This is a genomic window from Pseudomonas sp. PS01299, assembly GCF_029960145.1.
Classification (GTDB): domain Bacteria; phylum Pseudomonadota; class Gammaproteobacteria; order Pseudomonadales; family Pseudomonadaceae; genus Aquipseudomonas; species Aquipseudomonas putida_A.
The window spans coordinates 16931-32486 of the sequence record NZ_JASCPO010000054.1 but is presented as its reverse complement, the minus strand read 5'-3'; the positions used below and the strand labels follow the sequence as shown (position 1 = coordinate 32486).

The window sequence follows — 15556 nt, the reverse complement described above, 5'->3', positions numbered from 1 at the left end:
GGCTTGCTCGCGAAAGCGGTGTGTCATTCAACATTAACTTGGCTGACCCGCCGCTTTCGCGAGCAAGCCCGCTCCCACAATTGGTTTTGTGGTGTAACTAATAATAAGGAACAGGCCATGCGCGCACTGGCTGCACTCAGCCGCTTTGTCGGCAATACCTTCGCTTACTGGGTTCTGATTTTCGCGGTGATCGCGTTCCTGCAACCGGCGTGGTTTCTCGGTCTCAAGGGCGCGATCGTGCCGCTGCTGGGACTGGTGATGTTCGGCATGGGCCTGACCCTCAAACTCGATGACTTCGCTGCCGTCGCCCGCCATCCGTGGCGCGTGGCTTTGGGCGTGGTCGCACATTTCGTGATCATGCCCGGTGTGGCGTGGTTGCTCTGCCAGATCTTCCACCTGCCGCCGGAAATCGCCGTCGGGGTGATTCTGGTCGGCTGCTGCCCAAGCGGCACCTCTTCCAACGTCATGACCTGGCTGGCACGCGGCGATCTGGCGCTGTCGGTGGCGATTGCTGCCGTCACCACCCTGCTCGCCCCGTTGCTGACCCCGGCGCTGATCTGGCTGCTGGCTTCGGCGTGGTTGCCGGTTTCGTTCATGGAATTGTTCTGGTCGATTCTGCAAGTGGTGCTGCTGCCGATCGTGCTCGGCGTGGTCGCGCAACGCGTGCTCGGCGACAAGGTGCGCCACGCGGTGGACGTGTTGCCACTGGTGTCGGTGGTCAGCATCGTGATCATCGTCACCGCCGTGGTGGCCGCCAGTCAGGCGAAAATCGCCGAATCCGGTCTGCTGATCATGGCCGTGGTGATGCTGCACAACAGCTTCGGCTACTTGCTGGGTTACTTCACTGGACGCCTGTTCAAGTTGCCACTGGCGCAGCGCAAGTCGCTGGCGCTGGAAGTCGGCATGCAGAACTCGGGGTTGGGCGCGGCCTTGGCCAGTGCGCACTTCTCGCCGCTGGCCGCGGTGCCGAGCGCGTTGTTCAGCGTCTGGCACAACATTTCCGGGGCGTTGCTCTCGACGTACTTCCGGCGCATGAGCGAGAAAGAAGACCGTGAGGCGCTAGCGCAGCAGCCAGCCGACTGACCGGGAAACTTGATCCCCGGATTAATGCTCGGCAGACTGTTGCGCTACGCGGGGACGACCCTGCGGCTCGATCGAGTTATCAATCTGGGGACGGCCCCGTCAATCGATGGAGGTCTCTTATGTCCTGGATCATTCTGTTTTTCGCCGGCCTGTTCGAAGTCGGCTGGGCCGTCGGCCTGAAATACACCGACGGCTTCACCCGCCCGCTCCCCACCGTCCTGACCGTTGCGGCCATGGCCATCAGCCTTGGCCTGCTGGGTCTGGCAATGAAGGAATTGCCGCTGGGTACGGCTTATGCGATCTGGACCGGAGTCGGTGCCGTGGGCACGGTGATTGCCGGGATCATTCTGTTTGGCGAGTCGATGGCATTGATTCGGCTGGCCAGTGTGGCGTTGATCATTACCGGGTTGATTGGTCTCAAGGTCAGCGCTTAGGCCACTGGCCTCTATCGCGAGCAGGCTCACTCCTACAAGGGGTACGCGCTTCAAATGTAGGAGTGAGCCTGCTCGCGATAGGGCCATATCAGGTGACAACTACCTGACAGTCCCGCGCAACGCTCCCACCAACCCCTGCAATTTCGCCGGCTGCGCCGCCTCAACCTCGACCGCCGAACCCGCCACCAACGTCACCCGCGACCACAACCGCTTGAACAGCCCCTTGTTCGGATCGCGGCTGAAGAAACTCCCCCACAACCCTTGCAACGCCAGCGGAATCACCGGCACCGGCGTTTCTTCGAGAATCCGCGTCAGGCCGCCCTTGAACTCGTTGATCTCACCATCGGTGGTCAACTTGCCTTCGGGGAAGATGCACACCAGCTCACCGTCCTTCAGATACTGGGCAATCCGGGTGAAGGCCTTTTCGTAGATCTGGATGTCTTCGTTGCGTCCGGCAATCGGAATCGTCCCCGCCGTGCGGAAGATAAAGTTCAGCACCGGCAGGTTGTAGATCTTGTAGTACATGACAAAGCGAATCGGCCGACGCACCGCGCCGCCAATCAGCAGCGCATCGACGAACGACACGTGGTTGCACACCAACAGCGCCGCGCCCTCGTCCGGGATCGCCTCGAGGTTGCGGTGCTCGACGCGGTACATGGAATGGCTGAGCAGCCAGATCATGAAACGCATGCTGAACTCGGGGACGATCTTGAAGATGTAGGCGTTGACGCCGATGTTCAGCAGCGACACCACCAGGAACAATTGCGGAATCGACAGTTTGACCACACTCAGCAACACGATCGAAACGATCGCCGACACCACCATGAACAGAGCGTTGAGAATGTTGTTGGCGGCAATCACCCGCGCCCGCTCGTTCTCGGCGGTGCGCGACTGGATCAACGCGTACAGCGGCACGATATAGAAACCGCCAAAAATGCCGAGGCCGAGAATGTCGACCAGCACCGCCCAGGTATGCGCAAAGCCCAGCACTTCGGTCCAGCTGTGGCCGTTGACGCTTTCCGGGATTCCACCGGAATGCCACCACAGCAGCAGGCCAAACACGGTCAGGCCGAACGAACCGAACGGCACCAGACCGATCTCGACCTTGCGCCCGGAGAGTTTCTCGCAAAGCATCGAACCCAGCGCAATGCCTACTGAAAACACCGTGAGAATCAGCGTCACCACGGTTTCGTCGCCGTGCATCCATTCCTTGGCGTAGGCCGGGATCTGCGTCAGGTAAATCGCCCCGACAAACCAGAACCACGAGTTGCCGACAATCGAACGCGACACCGCAGGCGTCTGGCCCAGACCGAGTTTCAGCGTGGCCCAGGACTGGCTGAAGATGTTCCAGTTCAGGCGCATTTCCGGCGATGCCGCCGCCGCGCGCGGAATGCTGCGACTGGCGAGATATCCCAGCACTGCAATCCCGACAATCGCGGTCGAAACCAGCGGCGCGTAGTGCGTCGAGGACATGATGATGCCGGCGCCGATGGTCCCGGCAAGGATCGCCAGGAACGTGCCCATCTCCACCAGCCCGTTGCCGCCGACCAGTTCATCCTCGCGCAACGCCTGCGGCAGGATCGAATACTTCACCGGCCCGAACAGCGCCGAATGCGTGCCCATGGCAAACAGCGCCACCAGCATCAGCGACAGGTGATCGAACAGGAAACCGATCGATCCTACGGCCATGATCGCGATTTCCGCGAGTTTGATCAGACGGATCAACGCGTCCTTGGCGAATTTTTCCCCGAACTGCCCGGCCAACGCCGAAAACAGAAAGAACGGCAGGATAAACAGCAGCGCGCACAGGTTGACCCAGATCGAACGGTCACCTTCGATGGTCAGCCGATACAGAATGGCGAGGATCAGCGATTGCTTGAACACGTTGTCGTTGAACGCGCCCAGCGACTGCGTGATGAAAAACGGCAGAAAGCGCCGAGTGCGAAGCAGGTTGAACTGTGAGGGGTGACTCATCTTCCGTGTTTCCCTGAGGTCGGTAGAGAATGGCCTGGATCTGCTTATTGGAATCTCGATCGGCGATCCAGGCCACACCTTACCTAAACTTTTCAGGATATTTCTTCAACCCTGCAATACAAGGTGAGACAAACAGCTCACCGCGCCACGCGCCTTGCACGGTGCGTTTACCGACGATCAGCCACATCATCGCCAGCAGGCTCACCAGCATGCAGCCGACCACGCTGAAAAAACCCAGGTTCAGCGTGCTGGCGAGCTTGAGGGTCGCCAGCGAATACACGCCCAGCGGGAAGGTAAAACCCCACCAGCCGAGGTTGAACGGGATGCCGTCACGCAGGTAACGCGCGGTGATCAGCAGCGCCATCAACATCCACCACAAGCCGAAGCCCCACAGGGTGATACCGGCGACCAGCCCCACGCCAGCAGCGATTTCACCGATGCCCGGCAGGCCGTTGGCGGCGAAGATCGCCGGTGCATCAGCGCCCAGCAGCAACATGCCCAACGCACCAGTACCGATCGGGCCGAGGGCCAGCCAGCTTGAGGCGGCCATGTTTTCGTGAGGCAGTTTATGCAGGGCCATGCGCAGCAACAGGATAGTCAGAATGCTGAACGCCACCGGCAGGGAAAATGCCCAGAGCACGTAGCTGGTGGTCAGCACCACCAGTTGCGCGTGGGCATCAGCCAGATGCGGAGCGAGCAAGCCGCCGCTGGCCGCCGCCACTTCCGCCGCCACCACCGGCAACAGCCAGACCGCGGTCATCTGGTCGATGCTGTGTTCCTGGCGGGTAAACATCATGTAAGGGATCAACACACCGCAGGCCAGCGACATCGCCACGTCGAGCCACCACAGCACTTCGGCAAGATGAATTACGCCCTCGCCCCAGCGTGGCAGACCGAACAGCAGAAAGCCGTTGATGATGGTCGCCAAACCCATGGGAATGGTGCCGAAGAACATCGAAACAGTGGAGTGACCGAAGATCCGCCGCGCTTCATCGAAGAATAAAATCCAGCGCGCGGCATAGGCGAAGGTAAACAAGGTGAACAACAGAATGTTGAACAGCCACAAACCCTCGGCCACCGCGTGCAGCCCGGGAATCGCCACCGGTAATTGCGCCAGCGCCAGGGCCAGCACGCCGGTGCCCATGGTCGCGGCGAACCAGTTCGGGGTGAATTGACGGATCACTTCACGCGGATGCTGAAGCTGGCTGAACGGCTTGATGCCAGGTTTGGCGGTGTTGGGGCAAGTCATCATGAACTCCTTTCCTCAGGTGAGGTTGAGCCCATGGTAGAACCGAATCGAATATCTATATAACGGGTAATTTCTCTATCTGTTATCTACTTTACAGATAAGCAGTCAAACACTGCCTTCGCTTTCGATCACCAGAATCCGCGCCGCGCCCTGCGGATGCGCCACGTGCTCGGTACCGACTGAGGCGTAGAAGATGTCCCCGACCTCAAGCAGCGCCTGCTTTTCTTCACCCTGTTCGCGATAGCGCATCTGCACCTGACCATCGAGCACCACAAACACTTCCTCACCATCGTTGACGTGCCATTTGTAAGGCTGATCAGTCCAGTGCAGGCGCGTGGTGATGCCGTTCATGTTGGCAATGTCCAGCGCACCCCAGGCACGCTCGGCGGTGAACGACTTGCTGCGGATAATCTTCATCGATGTCCTATTCCTTGCGACGTGCCAAACCAGAAACCACAGCGACAAACAGCAGGCTGAAGCCCCATCCAGCAAGAATCTCGCACCACATCACAAATCGGACCCAACGCTTGCCACTGATAAAGAAGCTAAAAAACTCAAAAACCGGATTGGCTTTTGGTGTTTCAATCAGTGGAGCCCAGTCATTTTCCTGGTGCAGGTCAACCAGAGGCAGTAGTAGATCTAGTGAGAATGCGATCGGACTGAACCCGGTATATTCTTCACGCAGCTTCTCACATAAATACCAATTACCCGATCCCTTGAACGCATCTGGCAGCTCTGCCGGCGTGCGATAACTACTCTTTTTGAGCCACACCTGCTCCCGGTCCGGACGACAGGTGTCATAAGCTTCGTTTTGAAAAATCAGGGGATTACTGGGAGCAAATACTCCGAAACTGGCGGCACTCCAGTAGACCAATGTGCAAAATCCCCAAACCAGTGCGAACCATGGCAGCAGTAGCATCGGACGGTAGCCGAAGCCAGTCAGATAACCATAAAGAAAGTGCAAGAACTTCGCGGAGGCGGCGTAAAGCTTTCGAAAAGACGGGGACCAGGTACTCGGTGACTGACCAATGCGACCAGATTCACGCAAGCACTGCTCATACTCAATACCCACCTCTTTGGCTTCTTCGGTATGGCCAGTAGATTCAAGTACTTGCTGCAATTGGCGCCAGGGCTGAGGACGAAAATGCTCTTTGAATGTCATCGGTGACGTCTCGTCTTTTTCCAGACAGGCTTTCTGCTTTTTCAACCATGTCATGCGCTCACTGACTGGCATCGGTTTATGCACATCCACAGAGTCGTAGATAAAACCATTGAGAATCGGGCGCTCTCCCCATGAAACAAGATCGTCATTGATGGTCGCGACGCTGGTTCCTAAAAACGAGATTTGCTTGGGAGCGGACTTGAGGTCGCGCAAATCGAGCCTCCCTTTCACTCTCATCTCATTTGCTCGTAGCTCCTGTATGGCAGCGCCATCAAACTCAACATTTCCTTCGACCTCCAAACCAGCTAGTTGCAGTCGCCCCTGGATTTCACAGTCTTGACTGAAAAGCGCGTTACCTCTGATAAAAGCGCGCTCAGCGGTCATCGCATGTGCATTTCCAATCGCAAAAAATTTCGAACGCCTACAGCTCAACTGGCCCGAGATCCTTGCACCCAGCAAATTAACAGTGCCTTTCGAAGTAAAGCCGTCCCGGAGAAAGACAGGACCATTGATACAAGCAAAATCCAAGTCGAGAGACTGTTCGTCATCAACAGTAAAACTTGCATTTACGCAATTGAATTGCCCGCCAATTACGGCAGACCTGAAACGTACCAAGCCCTTTGCAGAAAAGCCGCCATTAAGATAAACACCCGTACGTATTTCGGCAAAAGAGGCATCCAGGCACGACTCCCCCCCACCATCAAATTGTGAACCTAAACAAACCAGCCTGGCGGCAATTCGGGCCGAGCCGAGTTCGACAAGACCATTGGTAGAAGTTGATGAAAAGACCAGGCTGTCATTGACAACAATTCGTTCACCTAAAAAAGATTTGAGCGAGCAACCTTCAAATTTGAGCATACGTTCAAAGCTGGCGCCTCGGACATTGAGGTCCCGTTCAAACAAACAATTCTTAAAAGTGACCGGGGTGGTCACGCAAATGCCCGCTAAAAAAAGTGGCCCTTCGATAAAGGCACCTTGCAGGTAAAGATTCTCCCCAAGAAATGCTCCTTTGGAATACGTCAGGATCAGAGCGCGCAGGAAAGTTGCTCGTACAACATTCTCCGCAGTCGACGAGACGGGGAGCTCGTCAGTGATGGTGGCAATCACTCCCCGCTTGAAGCAATCCAGCAAGCGCTTCTCAGCAGGACGTAATCCACCCTTGCCATTCTGCAAGCGTCCCAGCAATTCGCCGATTTCATCCATTCTCGTTCACTCAAATCATTTCACTGCGAATAATGGTTCGCATGGTAGTGAACAGGCGTTTTGCCATCAAACAATTATTCACCCGCGGAAGGATTGAGGTTAATGCGCGAGACCAGAGGTTGACGCGAGATCAGAATCAGACCGCTTACTGAGAGAACCACCAATGCCAAGCCGTAACAGTCAGTAGTCGCCAGCAAACCAAAGCTGATAGTCAAATGCCCAGCCAGCAACGCCGGCAAACAGAACGCCAGATAACTCAGCGCGTAGTACGCCGACATCAAACCGGCCCGTTCATGCGGCAGGGCCAACGGCACCAGGCTGCGCACCGCGCCGAGGAAACCCGAGCCAAAGCCGCAACCGGCGACCAGTGTGCCGAGGAAAAACAGCGCCAGACTGGCGCTGTGCACGCCGAGCAAAATCAGCAGCACGCCGATAGGCAGCAGACTGGCGCCGATTTGCAGGGCTTTGCCGGCGGGACGATTGCGCAAAGTGAAAATCATCAGCGCCCCGGTCACGGTCAACGCCGAGACAGTCGCGCCGCCGATCAGGTTCGACGTCGAGCCCGTGGCGGTGCGCACCAGCGACGGCGCCAGCGAGGCAAAAAAGCCGCCGAGGGCCCAGGTTGCGGTGTTCAGCGGTAGCACACGCCATAAGGTCGAACGCGCCTGAACCGGCACATGCAGGGTTGGCCGCAGCGAAGCCCAGGCCCCTGCTTGTGGAGTGACGCTTTCCGGCAGACGCCAGACGTACACCGCCTGCAACACAAACAGCGCCAGCAGCAGCCAGTAGGTCAATTGCAACGGCGCCGGGGCGAACTCGGCCAGCAAACCACAGCCCATGCTGCCCAGCGCCATACCGAGCAACGGTGCGACGCTGTTGATCAACGGCCCTTGCTGACGGTCGGTGTCGAGCAGCGTCGCGCTCAAAACAGCGGTGGCCATGCCGGTGGCAAAACCCTGCAATACGCGGGCGCTGATCAGCCAGGCAACACTGTCGGCGCTGATAAACAGCAACATCGCTAGCGCATTGAGCAGCACGGCAGTGAAGATCACCGGTTTACGTCCCAGGTGATCGGACAGCGATCCGACCGTCAGCAGCGCCGCCAGCAGACTCAGCGCATACACGCCGAAAATAAGGGTCAGCACTGCTGCCGAGAAGTGCAGTTGATCCTGATACAGGTGATACAACGGCGTCGGCGCCGTGGAAGCGGCGAGAAAACTCAGTAAGGTGATCGCCAGAAAAATCAGGCTGCCACGATTGGAAGCAAGGCTGGTCATGGGCACACTCCGCAAAAGCTAATTTTTTGCTTTTGCGGAGTGTGCTCTCGGCTTTGGCTTAAAGCAAATTCTTTGTGTTAAGGTCTGGCGCATGGCTATTAAAGAAGGTTTACGCCCGGGCGGGCGCAGTGCCCGGGTGCAAGAGTCGATTCATTCGGCAGTCCGCGCGCTTCTGCAAGAACAGGAGCGCAGCACCGTGACTGTCCCGCAAATTGCGGCGCGCGCCGGGGTCACGCCGTCGACGATCTATCGACGCTGGGGTGATCTGGCGGCGTTGCTCGCCGACGTCGCCCTCGCCCGCATGCGCCCTGACAGCGAACCGGCGGTGACCGGTGACCTGCGCGGTGATATCCGCGCCTGGGCCGAGCAATATCTGGACGAAATGAGTTCGGAGCCGGGGCGCAACATGATGCGCGACGTGCAGGCCAGCGCCACGCCGGGGTACTGCGTGACGATTCTTGGCGCGCAGTTGCAGACCATCATCGAGCGTCACCCTGACGAGCCGGCGCCGAGCGTTGATCATCTGATCAATCTGGTGGTGGCGCCGGTGGTGTTCCGGATCCTGTTTTCGGCGGCGGCGCTGGAGGTGGATGAGCTGCATCGGTTGATCGATATCGCGCTGAAACAGGACTGACGCCTTCGCGAGCAGGCTCACTCCTACAATTGGAATGCGTTCCACCTGTAGGAGTGAGCCTGCTCGCGAAGAGGCCCGACCAGTCACCTCAGAACCACCCGGTCTCAAACCTGCGACACCCCGCCACGCCACGACCTTGGTCGACACTGACTAACCGCCATACTCATGCGAGACTGTCCGCCCGGGCAGGACTGCCGGGGAGTCTTTTGTCGGGAGTGTTGCATGTCGCTGTCCACCGGGCTGATCGCCGCCGTCGCCCTGGCCTATATGGCCATCATGTTCGCCATCGCCTTCTACGGCGACCGTCGCAGCACACCGTTGCCGCCGCGGATGCGCGCGTGGGTGTACAGCCTGTCACTGGCGGTTTATTGCACCAGTTGGACGTTCTTCGGCGCCGTCGGCCAAGCCGCCGAACAGCTGTGGTCATTCCTGCCGATCTACCTCGGGCCGATCCTGTTGCTGCTGGGCGCGCCGTGGGTCCTGCAGAAAATGGTGATGATCAGCAAACAGGAGAACATCACCTCCATCGCCGACTTCATCGCCGCGCGCTACGGCAAATCACAATCGCTGGCGGTGGTGGTGGCGCTGATCTGTCTGGTTGGCGTCCTGCCCTACATCGCCCTGCAACTCAAAGGCATCGTGCTCGGCGTGAACCTGCTGATCGGCGCCGGGGCCGACGCCATGGGCACCCGCGCCCAGGACACCGCGCTGATCGTCTCGCTGGTACTGGCGCTGTTCACCATCGTCTTCGGTACGCGCAACCTCGATGCCACCGAGCACCACCGCGGCATGGTGCTGGCGATTGCGTTTGAATCGCTGGTCAAGCTGTTCGCCTTTCTTGCCGTTGGCGCGTTCGTGACCTACGGGCTGTACGACGGTTTTGACGACCTGTTCAATCAGGCGATGCTCGCGCCGCGCCTCGAGGAATACTGGAAGGAAACGATTAACTGGCCATCGATGGTGGTGCAGACCGGGGTGGCGATGATGGCGATCATTTGCCTGCCGCGGCAGTTTCACGTCACCGTGGTGGAGAACATCGACCCGCAGGACCTGCGTCTGGCCAAGTGGGTGTTCCCGGCTTATCTGGCGCTGGCCGCGCTGTTCGTGGTGCCGATCGCCCTCGCCGGGCAGATGATGCTGCCGAGCCACGTACTGCCCGACTCGTTCGTGATCAGCCTGCCGCTGGCCCAGGCCCATCCGGCCCTGGCGTTGCTGGCGTTCATCGGCGGCGCGTCGGCCGCCACCGGCATGGTGATCGTGGCCAGCGTAGCGCTGTCGACCATGGTTTCCAACGACATGCTCTTGCCGTGGTTGCTGCGCCGTAACAACGCCGAGCGCCCGTTCGAAGTGTTCCGTCAGTGGATGCTCTCGGTGCGCCGCGTGAGCATCGTGCTGATTCTGTTGCTGGCCTACGTCAGTTACCGCTTGCTCGGCTCCACCGCAAGCCTCGCAACCATCGGCCAGATCGCCTTCGCCGCCGTCACCCAACTGGCCCCGGCGATGCTCGGCGCGCTGTACTGGAAACAGGCCAACCGCCGTGGGGTGTTCGCCGGTCTGGCCGCCGGTACGTTCCTCTGGTTTTACACGCTGATCCTGCCGATTGCCGCCCACAGCCTCGGCTGGTCGCTGAGCACGTTCCCGGGCTTGGCGTGGCTGCACAGCAACCCGCTGAACCTGCCGATCACTCCGTTGACCCAAGGCGTGGTGCTGTCGCTGGCGGGCAACTTCACCTTGTTCGCCTGGGTCTCGGTTCTGTCGCGCACGCGGGTTTCGGAACACTGGCAGGCCGGGCGCTTCATTGGTCAGGAAATCAGCGCGCGGCCGAGTGCGCGCTCGATGCTCGCGGTGCAGATTGATGATTTGCTGCAACTGGCGGCACGCTTTGTCGGTGAAGAGCGCGCGCGACAGAGCTTCATTCGTTTCGCTTACCGCCAGGGCAAGGGCTTCAACCCGAACCAGAATGCTGACGGCGAATGGATCGCCCACACCGAACGTCTGCTGGCCGGTGTGCTCGGCGCTTCGTCGACGCGCGCGGTAGTAAAAGCCGCGATTGAAGGCCGGGAAATGCAGCTGGAGGACGTCGTCCGGATCGCTGACGAAGCCTCGGAAGTGCTGCAGTTCAACCGCGCCCTGCTGCAAGGCGCGATCGAGAACATCACCCAGGGCATCAGCGTGGTCGACCAGTCGCTGAAACTGGTGGCGTGGAACCGGCGTTATCTGGAGCTGTTCAACTACCCGGACGGCTTGATCAGCGTCGGCCGGCCGATTGCCGACATCATTCGCTACAACGCCGAACGCGGCCTGTGCGGCCCCGGCGAAGCGGAAGTCCACGTCGCCCGGCGCCTGCACTGGATGCGTCAGGGCCGCGCGCACACGTCCGAACGCCTGTTCCCCAATGGCCGGGTGATCGAGCTGATCGGCAACCCGATGCCCGGCGGCGGTTTCGTCATGAGTTTCACCGACATCACCGCGTTCCGCGAAGCCGAGCAGGCGCTGACCGAGGCCAACGAAGGCCTGGAACAACGGGTCAGCGAGCGTACGCAGGAGTTGTCACAGCTCAACGTCGCACTGACCGAAGCCAAGGGCCATGCCGAGGCCGCGAATCAGTCGAAAACCCGCTTCCTCGCCGCCGTCAGTCATGACCTGATGCAGCCGCTAAACGCCGCGCGCCTGTTCTCTGCCGCCCTCTCCCATCAGGACGACGGCTTGAGCAGCGAGGCGCAGAAACTGGTGCAACACCTCGACAGTTCGCTGCGTTCGGCAGAAGACCTGATCAGCGACCTGCTGGATATTTCCCGCCTGGAAAACGGCAAGATCAACCCGGATCGCAAGTCGTTCGCGCTCAATGAGCTGTTCGACACGCTCGGCGCCGAATTCAAGGCGCTGGCCCAGGAACAAGGCCTGAAGTTCCGTGTGCGCGGCAGCCAGTTGCGCATCGACAGCGACATCAAGCTGCTGCGACGGATCTTGCAGAACTTCCTCACCAACGCGTTCCGCTACGCCAAGGGCCCGGTGCTGCTGGGCGTACGCCGTCGCGGCAGTGAACTGTGTCTGGAAGTGTGGGATCGCGGACCGGGGATTCCGGAAGACAAACAACAAGTGATTTTCGAGGAGTTCAAGCGCCTCGATAGCCATCAGACCCGCGCCGAAAAAGGTCTTGGGCTGGGCCTGGCGATTGCCGACGGTTTATGTCGCGTGCTCGGCCACACCCTGCGCGTACGCTCGTGGCCGGGGCGCGGCAGCGTGTTCAGTGTCAGCGTACCGCTGGCCCGGGCGCAATCACTGCCGCAGAACGCCGCGGTGGAGTTGAACGGCAAGTTGCTCAGCGGCGCGCAGGTGCTGTGCATCGACAATGAAGACAGCATTCTTATTGGCATGAACAGCCTGCTGAGCCGTTGGGGCTGTCAGGTGTGGACGGCGCGCAATCGCGAAGAATGCGCGGCGTTGCTCAACGATGGCATACGACCGCAACTGGCACTGGTCGACTATCACCTCGACCACGGCGATACCGGAACCGAGCTGATGGCGTGGCTGCGCACCACGTTAGGCGAGCCGGTGCCGGGGGTGGTGATCAGCGCCGATGGCCGCCCGGAGACGGTGGCGCAGGTGCATGCGGCAGGGCTGGATTATCTGGCCAAACCGGTGAAACCGGCGGCGTTGCGGGCGTTGTTGAGTCGGTATGTGCCGCTGTAACCGTTTGACTTGAGTGTTGCAGCGCTACCACTGACGCCTTCGCGAGCAAGCCCGCTCACACCTTTGGAATGCGTTTCACTGTGGGAGCGAGCCTGCTCGCGAAGCTCTTCGGGTTATTCCGGGATTTCGACCAGCCCATCGACATCGGTCATCGCCCGCTCCAGCAGATCCGCCGGCAAACTCTTGCTGGCCCGCGCACCGAGCAGTTTGAGCTGCTCACTGCGGCTGACCAGGTTGCCGCGCCCTTCCGTGAGTTTGTTGCGCGCCGAGCTGTAGGCCTTGTCCAGCTGTTGCAGGCGATTGCCGACTTCGTCCAGATCCTGAATGAACAGCACGAATTTGTCGTACAGCCAGCCGGCACGCTCGGCGATTTCCCGCGCGTTCTGGCTTTGCCGCTCCTGCTTCCACAGGCTGTCGATCACCCGTAACGTCGCCAGCAACGTGGTCGGGCTGACGATCACGATGTTGCGGTCGAACGCTTCCTGGAACAACGCCGGCTCGGCTTGCAGGGCGGCGGAAAATGCCGCTTCGATCGGCACGAACAGCAAGACAAAATCGAGGCTGTGCAGGCCTTCCAGACGCTTGTAATCCTTGCCGGCGAGGCCCTTGACGTGGCTGCGCAGAGACAGCACGTGCTGCTTGATCGCGACCTGGCCGAGGGTGTCATCTTCGGCGGCAACGTACTGCTGATAGGCAGTGAGGCTGACCTTGGAGTCGACCACCACCTGCTTGTCGCCCGGCAGGTAAATGATCACATCCGGCTGGAAGCGCTCGCCGTCCGGCCCCTTGAGATTGACTTGGGTCTGGTACTCGCGGCCCTTCTCCAGACCCGCGTGCTCCAGCACCCGCTCAAGAATCAGCTCACCCCAGTTGCCTTGGGTCTTCTGGCCTTTGAGGGCGCGGGTCAGGTTGGTCGCTTCGTCGCTCAGGCGCAGATTCAGCGCTTGCAGACGCTCCAGCTCCTTGGCCAGCGAGAAGCGTTCGCGGGCTTCGGCCTGATAGCTTTCTTCCACGCGTTTTTCGAAGGATTGGATGCGTTCTTTCAGCGGATCGAGCAACTGCCCGAGGCGCTGTTGACTGGTTTCGGCAAAGCGCTGTTCACGCTCATCGAAGATCTTCCCCGCCAGCTCGGCGAACTGCGCGCGCAGCTCATCGCGCGAGCCTTGCAGGTCGTTGAGGCGTTGTTGATGGCTTTCCTGTTGCTCGCGCAGTTCGGCGTTAAGCGACGCGGCCTGTGCGTCGAGACGCCGCAATTCGGCCTCTTTGTTGGCACGCTCGATGTTCCACGCGTGGGAAGCGTCACGGGCATCATCGCGCTCGATCTGCAGCAGCTCGACTTCGCGGCGCAGGGCCGCCAGCTCCGCCTGCTTGGCGGCATTGGCCTGGCCGAGGTCGACGATTTCATCGCGGCTGGCCTCAAGTTGGGCGTTGAGCCCGTCCTGCGCCAGTTGCGCCATGGCCAGACGCTCTTCGAGCAAGGCGACCTCGGCTTGCCGATCACTGGCCCGCCGTTGCAGTTGCCAGGCCAGCGCCAGCAGCGGCAATCCCGCGCCCGCCAGACCCAGCAACACGCTGGTCAAGTCCATAGCCATAGCCACTCCTGCCGATTCGATAAAGCCTGAAGGTTAACCAAGGCGTGGGGCGTTGGACAGCTCAGTCTTCGAGCAGACCGAGTTCCCGTTGTGCACGCCGGTCGCCGGCGCGGGCGGCCTGGCGCAGCAGATCCTGCCCGATGCGCCGATCACGGGCATTGCCGCACTCGCGGCACATCAATTGGCCGAGACGACTTTGCGCGGCGACCACGCCTTCGCGCGCCGGTTGCTTGAGCAGACGCCCCGCCAGATGCTTGGCATTACGGCTATCGCCCAGGCGCGGGCTGTCGAGCAGCCATTCGGCCACACGCACGGAAAATCGCTTGGGAGGGGTAACACGAGGGTGTTCGGAGGTAACAGAGTCTGATACTGAGCGAAACTTCATAAAACACTGTGGGACAGATCGGAAGGCGCGCCACTCTACTCTCTTTTTCGTACAGGTAAAGTCGAAAAAAACCCGGCACGCCCGTCCTAGAGCAAGCGCTAGGGACAATCCACAGAAGCTGTGGATAACTCAGTGGACAACCGCTCCCGAACCTCCGCAAAGCCTTGTGGAATGGGGCTCGCAGTCAAACTGACGATTTTTTCACCAACAAAAAAAGACGATATTTTTCATTGACTTAAACTTTTGATACAGGCAGCCATCGGGGTCAGGATTGATATGACAGCAAGGTTACCGTCTGCGCAACTAATGTGCACAAGTACCTGTTACCCGGTTATATCGATGCGCTTTTTTGGCCCGTTTTGCGCCTCGGACTGGGGATAAGCGGGTTGGCGCTGGGCATGGCTGCACGCTTTTGTGGCGACGGATGGTTTCTTCGCGAGCAGGCTCGCTCCTACAATCGGCCCCGTTCTCCTGTGGGAACGAGCCTGCTCGCGAAGGGGCCAGCCCTGTCCCCCGTGATCCGCGCCACCGACCGAAATCTTTTTTTGCCGCCGGGTTTGCATTGCCCAGGACGTTCCGTTACTATCCGCGGCGTTAGTACCAAGCTGAAAGTCAATTCCGGTCGAACACATCCCCACGGTCAACCTTCTTCCCAGAAGCCCTTCACCGAAAAAAGCGGGAACGACCCCTCGATGGTTTCCAGGTAAATCTTGCGCCGACACTGCCTTTGAATGAATGCAAAGGGTGTTGCGAAGACCACTTACTCTGACCGAACCAGCCTGCAAATTGATCAGGATCTTCACCCCGGGCCCAGAACCTTTGCCCTCGATGTGTTGCCTGTCCTCCTAAGTACCTACCTGCCAGCCCAAG

General features: G+C 59.7%; 11 protein-coding genes. 4 read left to right on the top strand and 7 right to left on the bottom strand.

Annotated elements, in window-relative coordinates; genetic code table 11:
• Positions 1-117 precede the first annotated feature (117 nt).
• Both QMX91_RS12390 and sugE read left to right on the top strand, forming a co-directional pair.
• Positions 118-1083, top strand: coding sequence for a bile acid:sodium symporter family protein (locus tag QMX91_RS12390; protein WP_096797726.1), 966 nt, complete (start codon positions 118-120; stop codon positions 1081-1083).
• Between the two features lie 119 nt (positions 1084-1202).
• Positions 1203-1517: a quaternary ammonium compound efflux SMR transporter SugE gene (gene sugE / locus QMX91_RS12385; RefSeq protein WP_003223093.1), complete on the top strand. Its 315-nt coding sequence runs from the start codon at positions 1203-1205 to the stop codon at positions 1515-1517.
• 99 nt (positions 1518-1616) lie between these two features.
• On the opposite strand, the gene QMX91_RS12380 is transcribed toward sugE, so the two are convergent.
• The 5 genes from QMX91_RS12380 to QMX91_RS12360 form a co-directional block, all read right to left on the bottom strand.
• Entirely contained in the window at positions 1617-3491 is a 1875-nt protein-coding gene (locus tag QMX91_RS12380) for an MFS transporter (RefSeq protein ID WP_135295262.1), read from the bottom strand.
• A 79-nt stretch (positions 3492-3570) separates the two neighbouring features.
• The gene (locus QMX91_RS12375) at positions 3571-4740 is read right to left on the bottom strand and encodes a TDT family transporter (protein WP_282412772.1); all 1170 of its coding nucleotides are present in this window, start codon (positions 4738-4740) and stop codon (positions 3571-3573) included.
• A 105-nt stretch (positions 4741-4845) separates the two neighbouring features.
• The gene (locus QMX91_RS12370) at positions 4846-5157 is read right to left on the bottom strand and encodes a cupin (RefSeq protein ID WP_097087529.1); all 312 of its coding nucleotides are present in this window, start codon (positions 5155-5157) and stop codon (positions 4846-4848) included.
• Between the two features lie 7 nt (positions 5158-5164).
• A complete protein-coding gene (locus QMX91_RS12365) occupies positions 5165-7105 on the bottom strand; it encodes a membrane-associated oxidoreductase (RefSeq protein ID WP_282412771.1) in 1941 nt (646 codons plus the stop codon).
• Positions 7106-7179: 74 nt separating this feature from the next.
• Positions 7180-8382, bottom strand: coding sequence for an MFS transporter (locus QMX91_RS12360; protein WP_282412770.1), 1203 nt, complete (start codon positions 8380-8382; stop codon positions 7180-7182).
• A gap of 91 nt (positions 8383-8473) precedes the next feature.
• Between QMX91_RS12360 and QMX91_RS12355 the strand changes: the two genes are divergently transcribed.
• Together QMX91_RS12355 and QMX91_RS12350 are read left to right on the top strand one after the other, a co-directional pair.
• Positions 8474-9016: a TetR/AcrR family transcriptional regulator gene (locus QMX91_RS12355; protein WP_108182099.1), complete on the top strand. Its 543-nt coding sequence runs from the start codon at positions 8474-8476 to the stop codon at positions 9014-9016.
• Between the two features lie 222 nt (positions 9017-9238).
• Positions 9239-12709 (top strand): PAS domain-containing hybrid sensor histidine kinase/response regulator, encoded by a 3471-nt coding sequence (locus tag QMX91_RS12350; RefSeq protein ID WP_282412769.1) that lies wholly within the window; start codon positions 9239-9241, stop codon positions 12707-12709.
• Positions 12710-12822: 113 nt separating this feature from the next.
• Here the strand turns inward: QMX91_RS12350 and rmuC are convergent, their stop codons facing one another.
• Together rmuC and QMX91_RS12340 are read right to left on the bottom strand one after the other, a co-directional pair.
• Complete coding sequence (rmuC, locus tag QMX91_RS12345; protein WP_167734194.1) at positions 12823-14187, bottom strand: DNA recombination protein RmuC; 1365 nt, start codon at positions 14185-14187, stop codon at positions 12823-12825.
• Positions 14188-14362: 175 nt separating this feature from the next.
• A complete protein-coding gene (locus QMX91_RS12340) occupies positions 14363-14686 on the bottom strand; it encodes a sel1 repeat family protein (protein WP_081730279.1) in 324 nt (107 codons plus the stop codon).
• Between the last annotated feature and the right edge of the window lie 870 nt (positions 14687-15556).

Bases quoted from the DNA above. Each gene is read 5' to 3' on its own strand.
- QMX91_RS12390 (WP_096797726.1), top strand. From the start codon at position 118: ATGCGCGCACTGGCTGCACTCAGCCGCTTTGTCGGCAATACCTTCGCT.
- sugE (WP_003223093.1), top strand. From the start codon at position 1,203: ATGTCCTGGATCATTCTGTTTTTCGCCGGCCTGTTCGAAGTCGGCTGG.
- QMX91_RS12380 (WP_135295262.1), bottom strand. From the start codon at position 3,491: ATGAGTCACCCCTCACAGTTCAACCTGCTTCGCACTCGGCGCTTTCTG.
- QMX91_RS12375 (WP_282412772.1), bottom strand. From the start codon at position 4,740: ATGACTTGCCCCAACACCGCCAAACCTGGCATCAAGCCGTTCAGCCAG.
- QMX91_RS12370 (WP_097087529.1), bottom strand. From the start codon at position 5,157: ATGAAGATTATCCGCAGCAAGTCGTTCACCGCCGAGCGTGCCTGGGGT.
- QMX91_RS12365 (WP_282412771.1), bottom strand. From the start codon at position 7,105: ATGGATGAAATCGGCGAATTGCTGGGACGCTTGCAGAATGGCAAGGGT.
- QMX91_RS12360 (WP_282412770.1), bottom strand. From the start codon at position 8,382: ATGACCAGCCTTGCTTCCAATCGTGGCAGCCTGATTTTTCTGGCGATC.
- QMX91_RS12355 (WP_108182099.1), top strand. From the start codon at position 8,474: ATGGCTATTAAAGAAGGTTTACGCCCGGGCGGGCGCAGTGCCCGGGTG.
- QMX91_RS12350 (WP_282412769.1), top strand. From the start codon at position 9,239: ATGTCGCTGTCCACCGGGCTGATCGCCGCCGTCGCCCTGGCCTATATG.
- QMX91_RS12340 (WP_081730279.1), bottom strand. From the start codon at position 14,686: ATGAAGTTTCGCTCAGTATCAGACTCTGTTACCTCCGAACACCCTCGT.